The sequence below is a fragment of the Bradyrhizobium sp. SZCCHNS3002 genome (assembly GCF_032377435.1).
In the GTDB taxonomy this organism is placed as follows: domain Bacteria; phylum Pseudomonadota; class Alphaproteobacteria; order Rhizobiales; family Xanthobacteraceae; genus Bradyrhizobium.
In genome coordinates, this window is record NZ_JAUHHY010000004.1 from 191,386 (window position 1) to 209,046 (window position 17,661).

The 17,661-nt window shown below is 65.8% G+C and carries 22 protein-coding genes; 5 read left to right on the plus strand and 17 right to left on the minus strand.

The window, feature by feature from the left end:
• Positions 1 to 49: 49 nt before the first annotated feature.
• The 3 genes from QW845_RS10555 to QW845_RS10565 form a co-directional block, all read right to left on the minus strand.
• Positions 50 to 517: a secondary thiamine-phosphate synthase enzyme YjbQ gene (locus QW845_RS10555; protein WP_315801526.1), complete on the minus strand. Its 468-nt coding sequence runs from the start codon at positions 515 to 517 to the stop codon at positions 50 to 52.
• A gap of 24 nt (positions 518 to 541) precedes the next feature.
• Positions 542 to 1,096, minus strand: a complete 555-nt coding sequence (locus QW845_RS10560) for a hypothetical protein (protein ID WP_315801527.1) — start codon at positions 1,094 to 1,096, stop codon at positions 542 to 544.
• 102 nt (positions 1,097 to 1,198) lie between these two features.
• The gene (locus QW845_RS10565; protein ID WP_315801528.1) at positions 1,199 to 1,822 is read right to left on the minus strand and encodes a 2-hydroxychromene-2-carboxylate isomerase; all 624 of its coding nucleotides are present in this window, start codon (positions 1,820 to 1,822) and stop codon (positions 1,199 to 1,201) included.
• Between the two features lie 287 nt (positions 1,823 to 2,109).
• Between QW845_RS10565 and QW845_RS10570 the strand changes: the two genes are divergently transcribed.
• From QW845_RS10570 to QW845_RS10590, 5 genes are all read left to right on the plus strand, one after another.
• On the plus strand, positions 2,110 to 2,487 hold the full coding sequence (locus tag QW845_RS10570) for an AtpZ/AtpI family protein (RefSeq protein WP_315801529.1): 378 nt from the start codon (positions 2,110 to 2,112) through the stop codon (positions 2,485 to 2,487).
• An 88-nt stretch (positions 2,488 to 2,575) separates the two neighbouring features.
• Positions 2,576 to 3,319: a F0F1 ATP synthase subunit A gene (locus tag QW845_RS10575; protein WP_315801530.1), complete on the plus strand. Its 744-nt coding sequence runs from the start codon at positions 2,576 to 2,578 to the stop codon at positions 3,317 to 3,319.
• A gap of 40 nt (positions 3,320 to 3,359) precedes the next feature.
• Complete coding sequence (locus tag QW845_RS10580) at positions 3,360 to 3,587, plus strand: F0F1 ATP synthase subunit C (RefSeq protein ID WP_006615622.1); 228 nt, start codon at positions 3,360 to 3,362, stop codon at positions 3,585 to 3,587.
• 28 nt (positions 3,588 to 3,615) lie between these two features.
• The gene (locus QW845_RS10585) at positions 3,616 to 4,191 is read left to right on the plus strand and encodes a F0F1 ATP synthase subunit B' (RefSeq protein ID WP_315801531.1); all 576 of its coding nucleotides are present in this window, start codon (positions 3,616 to 3,618) and stop codon (positions 4,189 to 4,191) included.
• Positions 4,191 to 4,682, plus strand: a complete 492-nt coding sequence (locus QW845_RS10590; RefSeq protein ID WP_315801532.1) for an ATP F0F1 synthase subunit B — start codon at positions 4,191 to 4,193, stop codon at positions 4,680 to 4,682. The genes QW845_RS10585 and QW845_RS10590 overlap by 1 nt, the downstream gene beginning before the upstream one ends.
• A gap of 106 nt (positions 4,683 to 4,788) precedes the next feature.
• Here QW845_RS10590 and QW845_RS10595 read toward each other — a convergent pair whose 3' ends face one another.
• The 14 genes from QW845_RS10595 to ctaD form a co-directional block, all read right to left on the minus strand.
• Positions 4,789 to 5,406, minus strand: a complete 618-nt coding sequence (locus tag QW845_RS10595; RefSeq protein WP_315801760.1) for a hypothetical protein — start codon at positions 5,404 to 5,406, stop codon at positions 4,789 to 4,791.
• Positions 5,407 to 5,548: 142 nt separating this feature from the next.
• The gene (locus QW845_RS10600) at positions 5,549 to 6,136 is read right to left on the minus strand and encodes a GNAT family protein (protein WP_315717912.1); all 588 of its coding nucleotides are present in this window, start codon (positions 6,134 to 6,136) and stop codon (positions 5,549 to 5,551) included.
• Between the two features lie 132 nt (positions 6,137 to 6,268).
• Positions 6,269 to 7,558 carry a pitrilysin family protein gene (locus QW845_RS10605; protein WP_315801761.1) on the minus strand — a complete coding sequence of 430 codons (1,290 nt, stop codon included), beginning with the start codon at positions 7,556 to 7,558 and terminating at the stop codon, positions 6,269 to 6,271.
• Positions 7,558 to 8,973 carry a threonine synthase gene (gene thrC / locus QW845_RS10610; protein ID WP_315801533.1) on the minus strand — a complete coding sequence of 472 codons (1,416 nt, stop codon included), beginning with the start codon at positions 8,971 to 8,973 and terminating at the stop codon, positions 7,558 to 7,560. Before thrC ends, QW845_RS10605 begins: the two co-directional genes overlap by 1 nt.
• 929 nt (positions 8,974 to 9,902) lie before the next feature.
• Complete coding sequence (locus tag QW845_RS10615; protein ID WP_315801534.1) at positions 9,903 to 10,334, minus strand: carboxymuconolactone decarboxylase family protein; 432 nt, start codon at positions 10,332 to 10,334, stop codon at positions 9,903 to 9,905.
• Positions 10,261 to 10,740 (minus strand): MerR family transcriptional regulator, encoded by a 480-nt coding sequence (locus tag QW845_RS10620; RefSeq protein WP_315801535.1) that lies wholly within the window; start codon positions 10,738 to 10,740, stop codon positions 10,261 to 10,263. Before QW845_RS10620 ends, QW845_RS10615 begins: the two co-directional genes overlap by 74 nt.
• Positions 10,741 to 10,896: 156 nt before the next feature.
• Positions 10,897 to 11,367, minus strand: coding sequence for a hypothetical protein (locus QW845_RS10625; RefSeq protein WP_315801536.1), 471 nt, complete (start codon positions 11,365 to 11,367; stop codon positions 10,897 to 10,899).
• Positions 11,368 to 11,485: 118 nt separating this feature from the next.
• Positions 11,486 to 12,244, minus strand: a complete 759-nt coding sequence (locus tag QW845_RS10630; RefSeq protein ID WP_315801537.1) for an SURF1 family protein — start codon at positions 12,242 to 12,244, stop codon at positions 11,486 to 11,488.
• A gap of 328 nt (positions 12,245 to 12,572) precedes the next feature.
• Positions 12,573 to 12,962, minus strand: coding sequence for a DUF983 domain-containing protein (locus QW845_RS10635; RefSeq protein ID WP_315717920.1), 390 nt, complete (start codon positions 12,960 to 12,962; stop codon positions 12,573 to 12,575).
• A 166-nt stretch (positions 12,963 to 13,128) separates the two neighbouring features.
• The gene (locus tag QW845_RS10640; protein WP_315801538.1) at positions 13,129 to 13,986 is read right to left on the minus strand and encodes a cytochrome c oxidase subunit 3; all 858 of its coding nucleotides are present in this window, start codon (positions 13,984 to 13,986) and stop codon (positions 13,129 to 13,131) included.
• Positions 13,987 to 14,079: 93 nt separating this feature from the next.
• On the minus strand, positions 14,080 to 14,712 hold the full coding sequence (locus QW845_RS10645) for a cytochrome c oxidase assembly protein (RefSeq protein WP_315801762.1): 633 nt from the start codon (positions 14,710 to 14,712) through the stop codon (positions 14,080 to 14,082).
• 34 nt (positions 14,713 to 14,746) lie between these two features.
• Positions 14,747 to 14,923, minus strand: a complete 177-nt coding sequence (locus QW845_RS10650) for a CoxF protein (RefSeq protein WP_315801539.1) — start codon at positions 14,921 to 14,923, stop codon at positions 14,747 to 14,749.
• Positions 14,924 to 14,943: 20 nt separating this feature from the next.
• Positions 14,944 to 15,882, minus strand: coding sequence for a heme o synthase (locus tag QW845_RS10655; protein ID WP_315801540.1), 939 nt, complete (start codon positions 15,880 to 15,882; stop codon positions 14,944 to 14,946).
• A 143-nt stretch (positions 15,883 to 16,025) separates the two neighbouring features.
• Positions 16,026 to 17,639, minus strand: coding sequence for a cytochrome c oxidase subunit I (ctaD, locus tag QW845_RS10660; RefSeq protein ID WP_315801541.1), 1,614 nt, complete (start codon positions 17,637 to 17,639; stop codon positions 16,026 to 16,028).
• Positions 17,640 to 17,661 lie beyond the last annotated feature (22 nt).

Sequence of the window (17,661 nt, forward strand, 5' to 3'; positions counted from 1 at the left end):
CTCCGCGGCCGTTCCGCATTTCAGACCCACGGATTTTCTCTTTATGGCCTCAGGCCGCGCCGATGAACTGCAACACCAGCTCGCGCCGATGCGGACGCGCGCGATGCTCGATCAGATAGAGCGCCTGCCAGGTGCCGAGCATCATGCGGCCGTCCTGCACCGGCACCTGCAGCGAGACCGAGCTCAGCATGGTCTTGATGTGCGCCGGCATGTCGTCGGGCCCCTCGGTGTCGTGCACCCAGCCGGCATCCTCCGGCGCCAGCCGCGCCAGCGCCGTGGTGAGATCGTGCAGCACGGTGGGATCGGCATTCTCCTGGATCGTCAGCGACGCCGAGGTGTGGCGAACGAACAGGGTCACCGCGCCTTCCCTGGCGGAGACTTCACGCAGGAATGCCTCGACCTCGCGCGTGAGATCGGTGAAGCCGCGGCCCGAAGTCTGCACCGTCAGGATCGACGTCACCACCGTATCGATCGCAACAACCGAAGGTGCCGTGCGCGAGGCCGATCGTGCCGACATGGATGCAGCCTCCTCGAAGCGGTCTCAGATCCTGCCCGAGACGTCCTTCTGCACCCGCGTCGCCATGTCGAGCAGCCGCCGCCACGCCTGCTCGAGGAACCCCATCATGCGGTCCATGTCCTGGTCGCTGGGCAGCGGGATCTCGAGCTTTCGCGTTCCGTCAGCAGACTTCGACTCTCCGGCTCGAGGCTCCGCCTTCTTCAATTGATCGGACTTGGGCAGCGCCTGGTCCTTCGGCAGCGGCTCGTCGATCTTGCCGGAGATGCTCTGGTCGCGCGACGCGAGCTGGCCCTTGAGCTTTTCATTCTCCGCCTGCAGACGGCCGATCTCGGCGTCCAGCGCGGCGCGCTCATCAGGCACCGCGTAACAGGCAAAGCCCGATCCACCGCTGTTGTTGCACATCGAGACCGCACCGGTCTTGGTATCGAGCCGGATCACGCCGTCCGATGTCGTCGACATCGTGTAGCGTCCCTTGTCGCCGTCAGGCGTTGTGTCCTCGACCGCAAACGCCTCTCCGCCCAGGCAGCTCAACGCCAGCAGCGCGAGGAGCGGCGGCCGGTAGGGCTTCGTGAGACTCATGGCTGGCTCTCCCAGGCGCATTCGCAACCGCCGCCATGCACGCCGACATTGTGTCGCGGCCATGACGTTGCCTCAGGTGCGATCCGCTGCCACAGGCCGCACCTATGTTTCGGACGTATAGGCGGAGCGACCGGATTTCAACGCGTCCGCCAGCAGTTCGAGCCGGTCCTGCCCCCAGAATATCTCGCCATCCAGCACGTAGGCCGGCGATCCGAACACGTCGGCCGCGATCGCGTCCTGCCGGTTCTGCTCGTAGGCCGCCCCGACCACGTCCCTCGCCGCCTGCGTCACGAGATCGCAGCCCGGCAGTCCGGCTGCATCGGCCAGGCCGGCGATCACCTCGGCATCCGCAAGATTGAGCTGCTGCTCCCAGATGGCCGGGAAGGCGCGCTGCAGATAGGGCTCCGGATCGAGGCCGGCCTGCTGCGCCGCAATGACGACGCCGTCGGCGAGCCGGGCATTGAACGGCCAGTTGCTCGGCTGGATGTGGAAATCGAGACCGCGCTTGTCGCGCCACCGCTTCAGCTCGACGATGCGATAGCGCTGCCGCGCCGGATGGCGCTTGGCCAGCGGAAGCCCGCCGGTCTCGGCGAACAGATCCACCAGCATGACCGGCTTGAGGTTGACGCTCGCGCCGTGGCTCGCGGCGATGTCGCGGAACAGCCGGTGGCCGATATAGGCCCATGGCGACTGCAGCGAGAAATAGTAATCGATCTGGCGCGACATGCGGGTTCCCGTGCTGGTTGGAGTTCAGCGACATCGGATCAGAGGGCCCTGACAGGGGCAAGATCGCAGTTGCACAGAACACTGTTGATGCGGCGCGGTGACACGCGCGACCGATCTGACGAAAAAGCCGAGAAGACGAGCAGAATCAGGCATCTAACAGTTCAACACGCAATCTTGACTTGGGGGGATGCGGTCAGTATGGTCCGCGCGGCTTTAAAGGGCGATGGGGCGCTATTTCCTGACACTCGCGGCAACGGATCGGGTCTCCACACATGGCGGATAAGCACATGGCGGATGGCACGAACGAGAGCGGCGGACACGGGGATCGCGACAAGTCGCCCGATGAGGTTGCGCTTTCCGCAAGGCTCGGAAGTCTCGACCAACGGTTGTCCGAATTTCGCGACGGCCGAAAGATCGGGGCTGATCAACCTGGAAACGGCGGCGGTGACACTGCAGCCCGGGCTTCGGCCATGGCGCGTGGCCTGCGACTGTCCTCCGAGTTGATCGCCGGTGTCCTCGTCGGTGCGGTGCTTGGCTGGGGCTTCGACCGCTTGCTGTCGACATCGCCCTTTGGATTCATCGTGTTTTTCCTGCTCGGCTTCGCGGCCGGCGTGTTGAACGTGGTGAGATCCGCAGGCATAGCTCCCGACAGGCCCCGCCAGTGAGACATGCGCGGAAGACCTCGGCGCGGAAGACCAACGAGTGAATTGCAAAGCGCCGGCGTGGCCGGTGAACAACTGAGACGCCACGCGGATGATCGATCCGATCCATCAATTCCACCTCAACAAGATCTTCACGATCGGCCACATCGGCAATCAGGAGATCGCCTTCACCAATTCGTCCGCGTACATGCTGCTCGCGGTCGTGCTGATCGCCGTCATGATGATGGCCGCCGGGCGCGCGCTCGTGCCGGGCCGGTTCCAGTCGGTGGTCGAGCTGTCCTACGAATTCGTCGCCAACACCATCAGAACCAGCGCCGGCTCGCACGGCATGACGTTCTTCCCGCTGGTGTTCTCGCTGTTCACGTTCATCTTCGTCTCGAACATCGTCGGCATCATCCCCTACACCTTCACCGTCTCCAGCCACATCATCGTCACCTTCGCGCTGGCGCTGCTGGTGTTCCTGACGGTCATCATCTACGGCTTCTACAAGAACGGCCTGAAGTTCTTTAAGCTGTTCGTCCCCTCCGGCATCCCCGCGGTGATCCTGCCGCTGGTGGTCGTGATCGAAATCATCTCCTTCTTCTCCCGTCCGATCTCGCACAGCGTCCGTCTGTTCGCCAACATGCTGGCCGGCCACGTCACCCTGAAGGTGTTCGCGAGCTTCGTGACCATGCTCGGTGCGCTCGGCTTTGTCGGCAAGGTCGGCGCGCTGTTGCCGCTCGGCCTCACGGTCGCGCTGACCGGCCTCGAGCTGATGGTCGCGTTCCTCCAGGCCTACGTCTTCACGATCCTCACCTGCATCTATCTCAACGATGCTATCCATCCGGGCCACTGATCCGGCCCTCTCTACCAAACCCCTCAAAGGAGTTCGTTTCATGGATCCGGTTGCAGCGAAGTACATTGGCGCGGGCATTGCCTGCATCGGCATGGGTGGCGCGGGTGCCGGCATCGGCATCATCTTCGGCAACTACCTGTCGGCCGCTCTGCGCAATCCGTCGGCCGCCCAGGGCCAGTTCGGCAACCTGATTTTCGGCTTCGCGGTGACCGAAGCGCTCGGCATCTTCTCGCTGCTGATCGCGCTGCTCCTGCTGTACGCCGTCTAAGACGGCCTGAGCCGGACAGGAGAAGCCCGTGGCTGAAAGTCATGGCGAGGCCAAGGGCGGCGAGGCCAAGGGCACCGCAAGCGCCCATACGGAGGCCGATGGCGGGCATGGTTTCCCTCCGTTCTCGAAGGAAACCTTTCCCTCCCAGATCGTCTCCTTGGTGATCGCCTTCGTGGCGCTGTACGTGATCGTCTCGCGTGTGGCGCTGCCGAAGGTCGGGGCCGTCATCGACGCCCGCCAGAAGTCGATCGACGGCGATCTGGCTGAAGCGCAGCGGCTGAAGGATGAATCCGAAGCCGCGATGAAGGCATATGAGAGCGAGCTGGCGACGGCTCGTGCCCGTGCCCAGGCGATCGGAGCCGAGACTCGCGAGAAGCTCGCGGCCTCTTCGGACGCCGAGCGCAAGGCGCTGGAAGACAGCCTCGCAGCCAAGCTCGCGGCGGCTGAGGCATCCATCGCCACCACGCGCACGACCGCAATGAGCAATGTCCGCGGCATCGCCGCAGATGCAGCCAGCGCGATCGTGAAGCAGCTCACCGGCAAGGCCCCCGCAGCCAAGACGGTCGAGGCTGCGGTGGATGCATCGTTGAAGGGAACAGCCTGATGCATTTGCTTGCTGATCCGGAAACCTGGGTCGCGATCGCCTTCGTGATCCTGATGGGCCTGTTCGCCTATCTCGGTGTCCACCGCATGGTCCTGACGGCGCTCGACCACCGCGCCGAGCGCATCAGGAACGAGCTGGCGGAGGCCAAGCGGCTCAAGGAAGAGGCGGCCAAGGTGCTCGCCGATTACAAGACCCGCCGCGCCAGCGCCGAGCGTGAGGCCGAGGAGATCGTCACCAGCGCAAAGGCGGAAGCCGAGCGCATCGCGGCGGAGGCCAAGGCCAAGATGGAAGACTTCGTCGCCCGTCGCACCAAGGCCGCCGAGGGCAAGATCGCCCTCGCCGAAGCCCAGGCTCTCGCCGACGTCAGGTCCGCTGCGGCGGAGGCCGCCGTCCAGGCGGCAGCGACCGTGCTGTCTCAGTCGGTCAAGGGCGCTCTTGGCGAAGACCTCGTCGCCAAGGGCATCGCCGAAGTCGGCCGCAAGCTGAACTGAGCGGCAGCCCATCTCATCCATCATCTTCAAAAGGCCGGTGCGATTCCATCGCACCGGCCTTTTGCTATTCACACTCTCCGGCGACCGCTTCGCGCAAGGGCAATCGTCACCTCCGCTTCTTGCCGTGCGGCCGCTCCGGGGTCAGGGCCTGCGGGTCGAAGCCGATGTAGAAGACGTAATTGTCGGCATTGGCGCCGGGCGGCGGCACCGGATAGACCATGTCCTCGGCGACGATCGTGAACGGCACGCTGCCGTCCTCGGTCATCTGCACCGTGGTGCGATACGACTTGGTCGCGATCACCTTCTCGCCGATGCCGCCCTGGACCACGGCAATGCGCATCGGAATGTCGACGCTCGCCGGCGCGCCCGCGGGGCCGGCGACGATGCGCCCCTGAATGCCGATCTTGGCGGTGATCTCGGCCCCGTTGAGATTACATTCACGCGCGGTCTTGGTGATCGACGCCTGGAACCGGACGTCGTTGCCGACCGCCTGCTTGCCGGGCGCGGCCACGGCGTAGGTCGAGGCGCCGGCGCGAATATTGACCGGCGGACAGGTCAGGCCATCGGTCGGATCGACCGGCGGTCCGCCGCTGGCGGGCAGATTCTGTTGCCCCTTGTCGTCCGAGCCGCCGCCGAACAGGCTCTTGAAGCGGTCGGTCAGCGATTGGGCGGCGGCCGGCGGCGCCGCGCTCGCGGCTCCCAAGGCCAGCAGCACGGCTGCCAACGTCCCAGCCCTGATCACGCTCGTCTCTCGCATCGTCTGATATCCCCGGCAACTCGGTCGCCCAGCCAAGGCGTCTATACCCATTTCAGAGCCCGGAACCAGCCCCGATCGGCCTCTCCCGCGGCGATCACGATCACGATTGCTACCCCCGGAAATCCTCGTGCAGCAGGCCGTAGAGATAATGGTCCTGCCAGACCCCGTTGATGCAGAGGTAGCGACGCGCCAGGCCCTCGCGGGTGAAGCCGCATTTCTCCAGCACGCGGATCGACGGCGTATTGGTCGGGATGCAGGCCGCCTCGACCCGGTGCAGATTGAGCTCGCCGAACAGGGTCGGCAGCAGCAGCCGCAGCGCCGCCGTCATGTAGCCATGATGCGCGAACGGCTGCCCCATCCAGTAGCCGATGGTGCCGGCCTGAACGATGCCGCGGCGGACATTGGCGAGCGTGATGCCGCCGAGCATGGCGCCATCCTGCTCGCGGAAGACGATGAACGGATAGGACCGGTCGGCCGAGATGTCCTCGGCATAGCGGCGCAGCCGGCGGCGGAAGCCGGAGCGCGTCAGGTCGTCGGACGGCCAGATCGGCTCCCAGGGCGTGAGATAGTCGCGGCTGATCTCGCGCAGCCGCGCCCATTGCGCGTAATCGGCCATCTGCGGCGCACGCAGCAGCAGGCCCTGGCCGCGCGGAGCCAGCGCAGCCGGTCCGTTGGATGGCAAGCGAAACAGGGCCATCTGTGATGCTCCCCCTGCTCTTTCCGGGTCGAAGCCTGCTCCGACCCACCCCAGATCTCCAATGCCGAGATCTCCAAGGCCAAGATCTGGCGAGATTCAAATGCGCGCGGACCGCACCGAGCCGAACCACGCTCAGTGCAGTTGGGCCTTCGATCGCGAACCGGTCAGACCTTCGGCGAAAGTGACCGCCGTGTCCAGACCCCTGCCGGTGCCGAGCGCGACCACCGCCGGCTTGCTGCGTGCGAGCAGCGCCCGCGCCGCATCGCGCGTGCTCTCGACGCTGACCGCCTCGATCTTGGCGACCATCTCCTGCAAGGTCTGCGGCCGGCCATAGGCCAGGATATGCCGCGCCAATTGCTCGGCACGGGCACTGCAGCTCTCCAGCGCCATCAAGAGCCCGGCCTTCATCTGCGCCTTGGCGCGGGCGACCTCGGCCTCGCTCAGGGTCTCCACCGCATTGCCGATGATGTCGACCACGACCTCCATCATCTCGGGGGCGTCGGCCGGATCGGTCCCGGTGTAGAGGCCGAAGAACCCCGTGTCGCTGTAGGGCGCGTGGAACGTGTAGACGGAGTAGCAGAGCCCCCGGTTCTCGCGCACCTCCTGGAACAGCCGGGACGACATGCCGCCGCCGAGGATGTTGGTGAACACCTGCAGCGAGAACAGCGACGGGTCGGCCTGCGGCACGCCCTCGAGCGCAAGCGTCAGATGCGCCTGCTCGAGATCGCGATGCACGACCCGCGAGCCGCCCTTGCCGAACGCCGCCGGCAGCGGCTTCGGCCCCTCGCCGCCATTGAAGCTCGCAAAGCGCTTCGTCACGTCCTCGACCACCCGCTGATGGTCGACGGCACCGGCGGCGGCGACCACCATGTCGGGGCCGCGGTAATGCGTCGACAGATAGCCGTGCAGCTTGTCGCGATCGAACGCCTCCAGCGTCTTGGCGGTGCCGAGCAGCGAGCGGCCCATCGGCTGGTCCGGAAAGCACAGCTCGTTGAGATGCTCGAACACGACGTCGTCAGGCGTATCCTGTGCCGCGCCGATCTCCTGCACGATCACGTTCTTCTCGCGCTCCAGCTCCTCCGGCACGAACGACGGATTGGCGAGAATGTCGGAGAGCACGTCGAGCGCCATCGGCACGTCGGCCTTCAGCACGCGGGCGTAATAGGCCGTGGTCTCGGTCGAGGTCCCGGCATTCAGATCGCCGCCGACGGCCTCGACCGTCTCGACGATCTCGCGGGCGCTGCGCGTCGTCGTGCCCTTGAATGCCATGTGCTCGAGCAGATGCGAGATGCCGTGCTCATCCGGCTTTTCGTCGCGGCCGCCGACGCCGGCCCAGACCCCGAGCGCGGCCGTCTCCAAATGCGGCATCGTGTCGGTGACGACCGTCAGCCCCGTCGGCAGCTTGGTGACTTCCACACCCATCATGCAATTCCCTGCTTGGCGGCCCGGCTGACCGAGCGGATGAACTTCTCCACCTCGGCCTGGTCGTTCCGCATGATCCTGATGTCCTCGCGCCTGCTCATCAGCCCTTCGAGCCACACCGGCAGATGCGGCCGCATCCCGCAGGCGGCCTCGACCGCGTCGGGGAATTTGGCGGGATGCGCGGTCGACAGCACGATGTTCGGCACCGACAGATCCGTTCCGTCGCGATCGGCCACCGCCAGCGCCACCGCCGTGTGCGGATCGACGAGATCGCCGGCCTCGCGGAAGGCGGCGCGGATCGCAGCGGCGGTCTCGGTCTCGTCGGCGCGTCCGGCGTCGAAATCCGCGCGGATCGCGGCCAGCATCGCATCCGGCAGCACGAAGCGGCCGGACTGCTTGAGGCCGTCCATCAGCCGCCGCACGGTGCCGGCGTCGCGGCCGCCGGCTTCGAACAGCAGCCGCTCGAAATTCGACGACACCTGGATGTCCATCGAGGGCGAGGCCGTCGCATGCACCTCGCGCACCTCGTAGATGCCGGTCGCCAGCGTCCGGGCGAGGATGTCGTTGACGTTGGTCGCGACGCGCAAGGTCCGCACCGGCAGACCCATGCGCTTGGCGACGTAGCCGGCGAAGATGTCGCCGAAATTGCCGGTCGGCACGGTGAAGTCGACGGCGCGGTGCGGCGCGCCGATCGCGACCGCCGAAGTGAAGTAGTAGACCACCTGGGCGACGACGCGCGCCCAGTTGATCGAGTTGACGCCCGACAGCCTGACCGAATCGCGGAAGCCGTGATGGTTGAACAGGCCCTTCACGATCGCCTGGCAGTCGTCGAAATGACCTTCGATGGCCAGCGCATGCACGTTCGCCGCGCCCGACGTGGTCATCATCCGCCGCTGCACCTCGGAGATGCGGCCATGCGGAAACAGCACGATGAGGTCGGCATTGTCGCGGCCGGCGAACGCATCGACCGCGGCGCCGCCGGTATCTCCCGACGTCGCCACGACAATGGTGGTGCGCTCGCCGCGCTTGGCGAGCACGTGGTCCATCAGCCGCGAGATCAGCTGCATCGCCACGTCCTTGAACGCCAGGGTCGGGCCGTGGAACAGCTCCAGCACGAACTGATGCGGTGCGGTCTGGTCGAGCGGCACCACGGCGGGGTGACGGAAGGTCGCATAGGCCTCGTTGGCCATGCGGCCGAGCTCCTCGTCGGAAATCTCGCCGGCGACGAACGGCTTGATGACTTCGACGGCGACCTCCCAATAGGGCCGGCCGAAGAACGACGCGATCGTCGCCGGCGTCAGCTGCGGCCAGGTCTCGGGCACGTACAGGCCGCCGTCACGGGCGAGCCCGGTCAGCATCACATCGCAGAAGGTGAGCGCGGGGGCTTCCCCGCGGGTCGAAACATAGCGCGTCAAACCGCTCTCCTGACCTGCGTCACTAGGCCATAACCCGTTGATTGAATTCGAAATCGGAACCGCCCGGCGGCAACATGGTCCGGCACCATAATGGTTTTGGCCCGTGGGCGAAACCGGTTGTTGGCACAGCAATGGTCGCGGCTCCGGGTTACGGCGGCGTTACGCCGGCGCGGGGTGGCAGCACACGAAGGTGCTCCGTCCCAGTACGCCGTGGCGACCATGGTCAACCGCACTGCCGCGGCCTACTGGATCCCCGCCTTCGGGCATGGCGGCGGTGGAGGCGGCGCCCCGGCCCGCAAGACACAGCTTCTTATCCTCGCGGCGCGATCGGCACCCGAGCTTTGCGGAATCTCGTCCCTCCGGAAACGGAGGGCGCAGGGAAGGCCGGACCTCGACTGAGGCCCGTGGCCCCCGTGCGAACAAGAATGCACGGGGCAGGAACCACAGGTTCAGCCGGATGACCCGGCCTTCCCTGCGCGATGGCTTACGACTTATACGCGCTCTCCTCGGTGCACCGGGCTTTTTGGCCACCGTCATCGACGCGATGCATCGGCACCAGCGCCAACTTGATACCAGCGTCGGGGTATCAGGACCACGCGACTTCGCCGTCCGCGCCGGCCGCACTCGTCAGTTGCAGCCGACCCGTCCATCGCATCCCACCCCAACGTCCGTGACGACGCGTACGTCCCTCGCTGGCGAGGCGGAATGGGAAGAGACAACCATGATTTCGGAAAAAATGAAAGCAAAAAATTGCCGCCGGTCGATGCTGAACTGATCAGCGCGTTGAGGATGCTTACATAATCAGTTTTCCGGCGCGGCCGAATTCTCGATATCGGACGCCAGCTCATGCCGTTTTGGATAGCCCGTCGGGCGACTCAAATCAGGGTCGCGACGATCGCGGTGGCGAGGCGCGGTGCGTAGCCCGCTAATCAAACCGAGGCGGCCTCACCGGCCTTCGCGTCGGCCTCGGCAAACACCGCCTTGGCTGCGAACAATCCGTTGAGCGCGGCGGGGAAGCCGGCATAGACCGCCATCTGCATGATCACCTCAGTGATCTCGTCGCGGCTGAGGCCGACGTTGAGGCCAGCATGGATATGAACCTTCAGCTGCGGGCTGGCATTGCCGAGCGCGGTCAGCGCCGCGATGGTCGCGATCTCGCGGCTGCGCAGATCGAGGCCGGGGCGTGAATAGATGTCGCCGAACGGAAACTCGATCACGTAGGTGGCGAAGTCCGGCGCGATGTCGGCGAGCGCCGCGATCACATTGTGGCCGGCCTCGCCGTCGATGCTATCGAGCGCGCGCCGGCCGCGCGCCAGACGGTCCTGATCGGTGTTGGCGCCGGATGGCGTGGCGCCCGGCATCGGGCTCGTCGTCGTGGCTTGGCTGGGCGTTGACTGCGTCATCATCGTTCGTCCTCTCGCTGCTGCCGGCATAACCGGTGATCTTGCCGTCGAGAACGAGAAGGCAATCCTGCAGGCTGGCGACGCGCGCCCGGACCGCCTCGCGATGACGCTCCAGCAGCCGGCATCGTTCCGGCTCGGTGGCAGCGCCGCCCGCGCGCAGCTCGGCGTAGCGCAGCATGTCCCGGATCGGCATTCCCGTGGCCTTGAGGCGGCCGAGGAATTCGATCCAGGTCAGGATCGATGCGTCGTAGTCCCGCTGGCGGGCATGATCGCGATCGGCCCTGGGCAGCAGCCCGATCCGCTCGTAGTAGCGGATCGTATGGGGCGTCAGCCCCGACTGCCTGGCCAGCTCGCCGATCTTCATGCGCGCTTTATCTCCATTCACGACGCCAGGCAGGCTACGGGTTCGAGCGCGCTCTAAGTCAAGCGCCGTTTTGCCCGCCGTAGCCCGCATGAGCGAAGCGACATGCGGGGGCCGGTGCTGAACCCGCATGTCGCTTCGCTCATGCGGGCTAGGAGGTCATCGGCTGGCGGTTACTGCCTCCACACGCCCCTGCCGAACGCCCAATGTTCTCACGACGTCCTCTCGTCGGTCGAACAGCACCCAAGCCGGATCGCCTTCGGCTGTCATGAAGGATGTCACGTAGAGCTCATCCGACAGACCTACGGCGATTTCGGGTAATCGTCCAACGACCGAAAACTCCACGACGGTCTTGTTACGGATGTGATCAAATGTTGCCGCCCACAAGGACTCCTCGCTCCAGCTTCCGCACAAGATCGACGAGTTGTCTTCGATACGCCAGCTCCACTCGATCATCAGGCCAAACTCTCCCTCCGGATTACCAAGCGTTCCGTCGCGCCGGGTACAGCTGGTGAGATGCCCAAACTCCAAGAAAATGGCCGAGCCAGCGCCTCGCCACACGTGGGAAAGTGGCAACCCGATCAGCGGATCACGGAATGTCCGCAGAAGATCAACACCATCATCACTCAACTTCGGCTCCTAAGACAGCCGCCCGTCTCATCTTGACCAATATTTGACTTCTTAGCAGGCCGCGACATGCGGGATCGACAGCGGCCCCCATATCGCTGTCGCTCACGCGGGCTACGCGTCATCGAGCGGATCTGCGCCGTCCCCTCGCCCACACCGCGAAGGCCACGATCAGCGCCGCGGCGAGTGAGAACCAGGTGATCGCGTATTGCATGTGCTCGTCGCGCAGATGCGGCGACAGCGGACCGGGTTTTGGGATGCCGTTGTCCGGCACCGGCGTTTCCAGGTCGATGTAGAACGGCGCGACCTCGCCCCAGCCGAGCGTCCTGGCCATCGCGCGATGGTCGCGCGTGAACCACAGCCGCTTGTCGCGGCTCTCGGCCGCGGTGAGCAGGCCGGCGGCCTCGGGGAAGCGCAGATAGCCGGTGAGAATCACGGGCCCGCCGGTGACGAGCTTGCCGACCTGCCGGTCCTGGATGCTGCGGTCCTGCATCGTGTTGGCGACGAAGCCGGCGTCGATCACGATGGTCTCGCCAGACGCCAGGCGCGCGGGGAGGAACGCCCAGGTGCCCGGCCCGGAGACGTCCTCGCGCACGGCCGAGCCGGCGCTGTAGACCATCGCATCCGGCAGCTTTGCATAGGTCGCGGTGAAGCTGACGCGGCGGAATTCGTCGCGCTCCGGCGTCAGCGTGCGCCAGTCGCTTGGCGGAGGCAGCGGCGCGGGTGCTGCGGCGACACGATCGGTGAGCGCGGCGATCAGCGCATGCTTCTCGGCACGGCGCTGCAATTGCCAGACGCCGAGGCCGATGAACAGTGCGACCATGACGAAGGTGAAGGCGGCGAAGGCGCGGGAGGAGGTGGTGGGACGGGCGGAGGTCATGCGGCGACTCCGACGCTGCGCGCCGGCTTGAGTTCGATGGTGTCCACACGCGTGAGATAGCCTCCCGCTTTCACCGCGCGGACAGTGCGCTCCCCTCCCCCTTGCGGGGAGGGGTTGGGGGTGCCCCAGCAAAGACTGCCGTTGAGGCTACCCCCCTCCCCAACCCTCCCCCACAAGGGGGGAGGGAGCGCAGCGTGTTTGCGGCGAGGGCTTACCTTTTCTTTCGCGTCCGGAAGCGGCTTGACCCATGTCCCGGGAGACAGACCGCAACGGCAGGACCTGAGCAGCGCTTCAAAACCGGAGCGCCGCTCCGCGGAACTCGGACCGTTCATCGCGGCGTCTTGTCCACCAAACGCCCGGGGGCGGCCTTGTGGTGGAATTGCAGGGCGATCAGCAGCGATTTCATCGCGCGCAGCGGCAGCAGCGTCGTCACCAGGATCAGCGGCCCCCAGAGCGCGGCATGGACCCAGAACGGCGGCTGATACTTCACCTCGACGATCAGGGCGGCGCCGACCACGATGGCGCCGGCGAGCATCATGATGAAGATCGCCGGACCGTCGCCGGTGTCGATGAAGGCATAGTCGAGATCGCAGGCTTCGCAACGCTTGCGCAGGTTGAGGAAGCCGTCGAACAGCTTGCCCTGGCCGCAGCGCGGGCAGCGGCAGGCGAGCCCGCGCAGGACGGTCTGGGCCAAAGTGACGGGCGGATGCGTGGTCATGGTGTCTTGCCCCTGGGCGGCCGGGCGGCGCCCCCTGGTGATACAACCGGAGGCGGCGACGGCGGATCACATTTCGATCAACCGCCGGGCACCGCCGCAAACGAGAAAGGGCGGCCCGACGGCCGCCCCTTCTTAGCACGTTCGACGGAACCGGTGCGCGCCGGCTTCAGTGCGCGCCGTGGGCCATCGCCTCGGCGCCGTGGCCCCAGACGTAGATGCAGATAAACAGGAACAGCCAGACCACGTCGACGAAGTGCCAGTACCAGGCGGCGAACTCGAAGCCGAGATGCTGCTTGGGCGTGAAGTGGCCGGCATAGGCGCGCGCCAGGCAGACGATCAGGAAGATCGTGCCGACCAGGACGTGGAAGCCGTGGAAGCCCGTCGCCATGAAGAAGGTCGAGCCGTAGACGTGGCCGGCGAACGAGAACGTCGCGTGGCTGTACTCGTAGGCCTGCACGCAGGTGAAGGTCGCACCCAGGAGGATGGTGAGGATCAGGCCGTATTTCAGGCCCTTGCGGTCACCCTCGAGCAGCGCGTGGTGCGCCCAGGTCACCGTGGTGCCCGAGGTCAGCAGGATCAGCGTGTTGAGCAGCGGCAGATGCCAGGGATCGAAGGTCTCGATGCCCTTCGGCGGCCAGACGCCGCCGAACAGGGCGTCGCGGGTCGCCTGCACCTCGTAGTTCGGATACAGCGCGGCATTGAAATAGGCCCAGAACCAGGCGACGAAGAACATCACCTCGGAGGCGATGAACAGGATCATGCCGTAGCGGTGATGCAGCTGCACCACGCGGGTATGGTCGCCCTTGTACTGCGCTTCCTTGATGACGTCGCCCCACCAGCTCGCCATGGTGTAGAGCACGCCGATGGTGCCGATGCCGAACACGATCGGCGCGGCGCCGTACATCTTGTGCATCCAGCCGATCGCGCCGAACGCCATGATGAAGGCCGAGACCGAGCCGACGAACGGCCAAGGGCTCGGATCGACGAGATGGTAGTCGTGATGCTTGGCGTGCGCCTCAGCCATGGCAAGTCTCTCCCCAGATCGATGCCGGTCGCGCCGGCACGGTGTCGTTCAACAGCGATGGTCCCCGGATATCGGATTTCCGCACAGTCACAGTCATAGGCTGCCCCGCGGCTTGTCCGGCTCGCCCGCAGCGACCGGCTTCGGCGTGTCGCGGACGGGATAGAAGGTGTATGACAGCGTGATCGTCTTCAAGCTGTCGTTCTCGTGATCGGCTGCTATCGCCGGATCGACGTAGAACACCACCGCCATCTCGCGGGTCTCGCCCGGCGCCATGGTCTGCTCGGTAAAGCAGAAGCAGTTGATCTTCTGGAAGTAGGCGCCTGATGTCAGCGGCGACACGTTGTAGGCCGCCTGCGCCATGGTGGTGCGCGCCGCCTCGTTGGTGACCTTGTAGTAGACCGTGACCACCTCGCCGATCGCGACATCGATCTCGGTCTTCTCCGGCTCGAACTTCCAGGGCAGACCGCCGGCGACATTGGAGTCGAAGCGCACGGAGATCCGGCGCGCCAGCGGCGCCGCGGATGGCGCTGATGTCGCCACCTGCGTGGTGCCGTTGAAGCCGGTGGCGCGGCAGAACCAGTTGTAGAACGGCACGGCGGCATAGGCCGCGCCCACCATCAGCACCGCGACGGCGCCGCAGATGCCGCCGACCAGCGCATCGCGGCTGAGGCCGCGGCGCGGCGCGGCCGGCGCGGTCGCCGGAACGTTCTGGTCGGTTGTCTCCATCGCGGTCTGCTTCGTCCCGTCCTGCATCGCGTCTCTACATCGGCCGATTCAGCACCGCGGGACCCTTCACCATGGTCACCGCGAAGAACAGCACCACCAGCACGCCGAGCGCGAGCGCGATCGCGATCGAGCGGCGGCGCCGGCTGCGCAGCTGCGCCTCGGTGAGGACGATGCCCTCTGACTCGTTTCGATCCGCCATCGTGGTCGCCATGTTTTCCAGTCTCGCGCCCCTTACCAGATCAGCGGCGCGATCATGCGCGCGACCGCTTCGAGTCCGAGCGTCGCGAACAGCACGAACAGATAAAGGATCGAGAAGGCGAACAGCTTGCGGTTGGCGCGCAGCGAGGCGCTGCGCTCGCGCTTGCGGAACACCTCGACCGCGAGCCACAGCATGCCAGCCCCAAGCGCCAGCGAGACGACGCCGTAGACGGCATCGAAATAGCCGAGCGGCCACGGCGCAGCCGCGATCGCCACCAGGACGATGGTGTAGAGCAGGATCTGCAGCCGGGTCGCGTCCGGGCCGGCGACCACCGGCAGCATCGGCACGCCGGCGCGGGCGTAGTCATCGCTGCGGAACAGCGCCAGCGCCCAGAAATGCGGCGGGGTCCAGAAGAAGATGATCAGGAACAGCCAGAGCGGCTCCGGCGCGATCGATCCGGTGGACGACACCCAGGCGACCACCGGCGGCAGGGCGCCGGCGGCGCCGCCGATGACGATGTTCTGCGCGGTCCAGCGCTTCAGCCACAGCGTGTAGACGACGACGTAGAAAAAGATTGTGAAGGCGAGCAGCGCGCCGGCGAACCAGTTGACGAGGATGCCGAGCGTCAGCACCGAGAAGAACGACAGCGTGATGCCGAAGGCCAGCGCCTCCGGGCGGGTGATGCGGCCGCGCGGGATCGGACGGTTGGCGGTGCGCGACATCAGCGAGTCGATGTCGCCTTCCAGCGCCATGTTCAGCGCCCCGGAAGCACCGGCGCCGACGGCGATGCACAGCAAGGAGGTGATGGCGAGCACGGGGTGGAAATGGCCCGGAGCGATCAGCAGGCCGATCAGCGCCGTGAAGATCACGAGCGACATCACCCGCGGCTTGAGGAGCGCGAGATAATCGCCGACATCGGCCTCGGAAATCCGCGGGCCGACGGCAATGGCGTTCTGATCAATGACCGACACGACGAATCCAGACTTCAATTCAAACGGCCCCGACGCATGTCGCGTCAGCACCTCGCCTCAAGGATTCCGACGGCGCGCCCTCAAGCGCGCTGCCGGCGGACATCGATGCGGCGCCGGATCGGCGCCGCATCGCGAGAGCAGGGTTACTGCACCTTCGGCAGCACCTCGAACTGGTGGAACGGCGGCGGCGAGGACAGGGTCCACTCCAGGGTCGTGGCGCCCGGTCCCCACGGATTGTTCGCCGCCTGCTGCTTGCGCATGAAGGCGTCGACGATCCCGTAGATGAAGATCAGCACGCCGAATCCGGAGATATAGGAGCCGATCGACGAGACCAGGTTCCAGCCGGCATAGGCGTCGGGATAGTCGATGTAGCGGCGCGGCATGCCCGACAGGCCGAGGAAGTGCTGCGGGAAGAACACGAGGTTGACGCCGATGAAGGTCACCCAGAAGTGCGCCTTGGCGATGGTCTCGTTGTACATGTAGCCGAACATCTTCGGGAACCAGTAGTACCAGCCCGCGAAGATGGCGAACACCGCGCCGAGCGACAGCACGTAGTGGAAGTGCGCGACGACGTAATAGGTGTCCTGCAGCACGCGGTCGACGCCGGCGTTCGCCAGCACGACGCCGGTGACGCCACCGACCGTGAACAGGAAGATGAAGCCCACCGCCCACAGCATCGGAGCACGGAACTCGATCGAGCCGCCCCACATCGTGGCGATCCAGGAGAAGATCTTCACGCCGGTGGGCACCGCGATCACCATGGTGGCGGCGACGAAATAGGCCTGCGTCGCCGAGGACATGCCGACCGTGTACATGTGGTGCGCCCACACCACGAAGCCGATGCCGCCGATCGCGACCATGGCGTAGGCCATGCCGAGATAGCCGAACACGGGCTTGCGCGAGAAGGTCGACACGATCTGGCTGATCATGCCGAAGCCGGGCAGGATCAGGATGTACACTTCCGGATGGCCGAAGAACCAGAACAGGTGCTGGAACAGCACCGGATCACCGCCGCCGGCCGGATCGAAGAAGGTGGTGCCGAAATTGCGATCGGTCAGCATCATGGTGATGGCGCCGGCGAGCACCGGCAGCGACAGCAGCAGCAGGAACACCGTCACCAGGATCGACCACACGAACAGCGGCATCTTGTGCAGGGTCATGCCCGGCGCGCGCATGTTGAAGATGGTGGTGATGAAGTTGATCGAGCCGAGGATCGACGACGCGCCGGCAAGGTGCAGCGACAGGATCGCGAAGTCCACCGCCGGTCCGGGATGACCCGAGGTCGACAGCGGCACATACATCGTCCAGCCGGCGCCGACGCCGTTGGCGCCGGGCTCGCCCTCGACGAAGGTCGAGGTCAGCAGCAGCGCGAACGAGGCGGGCAGCAGCCAGAACGAGATGTTGTTCATGCGCGGAAACGCCATGTCCGGCGCGCCGATCATCAGCGGCACCATCCAGTTGCCGAAGCCGCCGATCATCGCCGGCATGACCATGAAGAAGATCATGATCAGGCCGTGCGAGGTCACGAACACGTTGTAGGTGTGGTTCTCGTGGAAGAGCTGCACGCCCGGATACATCAGCTCGATGCGGATCGCGATCGACATGGCGGCGCCGATGATGCCGGCGCAGACCGCGAAGATCAGATACATCGTGCCGATATCTTTGTGGTTGGTCGAATAGATCCAGCGCCGCCATCCGGTCGGGTGGTCGTGCGCGTGATCGTCATGGCCTGCATGGGTCGCTACGTTCGTCGCCATTGTCCAATCCTCAGTGTCCCCG

Coding starts and splice junctions, on each gene's coding strand:
- QW845_RS10555 (WP_315801526.1), bottom strand. CDS start 517: ATGTCGGCACGATCGGCCTCGCGCACGGCACCTTCGGTTGTTGCGATC.
- QW845_RS10560 (WP_315801527.1), bottom strand. CDS start 1,096: ATGAGTCTCACGAAGCCCTACCGGCCGCCGCTCCTCGCGCTGCTGGCG.
- QW845_RS10565 (WP_315801528.1), bottom strand. CDS start 1,822: ATGTCGCGCCAGATCGATTACTATTTCTCGCTGCAGTCGCCATGGGCC.
- QW845_RS10570 (WP_315801529.1), top strand. CDS start 2,110: ATGGCGGATGGCACGAACGAGAGCGGCGGACACGGGGATCGCGACAAG.
- QW845_RS10575 (WP_315801530.1), top strand. CDS start 2,576: ATGATCGATCCGATCCATCAATTCCACCTCAACAAGATCTTCACGATC.
- QW845_RS10580 (WP_006615622.1), top strand. CDS start 3,360: ATGGATCCGGTTGCAGCGAAGTACATTGGCGCGGGCATTGCCTGCATC.
- QW845_RS10590 (WP_315801532.1), top strand. CDS start 4,191: ATGCATTTGCTTGCTGATCCGGAAACCTGGGTCGCGATCGCCTTCGTG.
- QW845_RS10600 (WP_315717912.1), bottom strand. CDS start 6,136: ATGGCCCTGTTTCGCTTGCCATCCAACGGACCGGCTGCGCTGGCTCCG.
- QW845_RS10605 (WP_315801761.1), bottom strand. CDS start 7,558: ATGGGTGTGGAAGTCACCAAGCTGCCGACGGGGCTGACGGTCGTCACC.
- QW845_RS10615 (WP_315801534.1), bottom strand. CDS start 10,334: ATGCCGGGCGCCACGCCATCCGGCGCCAACACCGATCAGGACCGTCTG.
- QW845_RS10620 (WP_315801535.1), bottom strand. CDS start 10,740: ATGAAGATCGGCGAGCTGGCCAGGCAGTCGGGGCTGACGCCCCATACG.
- QW845_RS10630 (WP_315801537.1), bottom strand. CDS start 12,244: ATGACCTCCGCCCGTCCCACCACCTCCTCCCGCGCCTTCGCCGCCTTC.
- QW845_RS10635 (WP_315717920.1), bottom strand. CDS start 12,962: ATGACCACGCATCCGCCCGTCACTTTGGCCCAGACCGTCCTGCGCGGG.
- QW845_RS10640 (WP_315801538.1), bottom strand. CDS start 13,986: ATGGCTGAGGCGCACGCCAAGCATCACGACTACCATCTCGTCGATCCG.
- QW845_RS10645 (WP_315801762.1), bottom strand. CDS start 14,712: ATGGAGACAACCGACCAGAACGTTCCGGCGACCGCGCCGGCCGCGCCG.
- QW845_RS10650 (WP_315801539.1), bottom strand. CDS start 14,923: ATGGCGACCACGATGGCGGATCGAAACGAGTCAGAGGGCATCGTCCTC.
- ctaD (WP_315801541.1), bottom strand. CDS start 17,639: ATGGCGACGAACGTAGCGACCCATGCAGGCCATGACGATCACGCGCAC.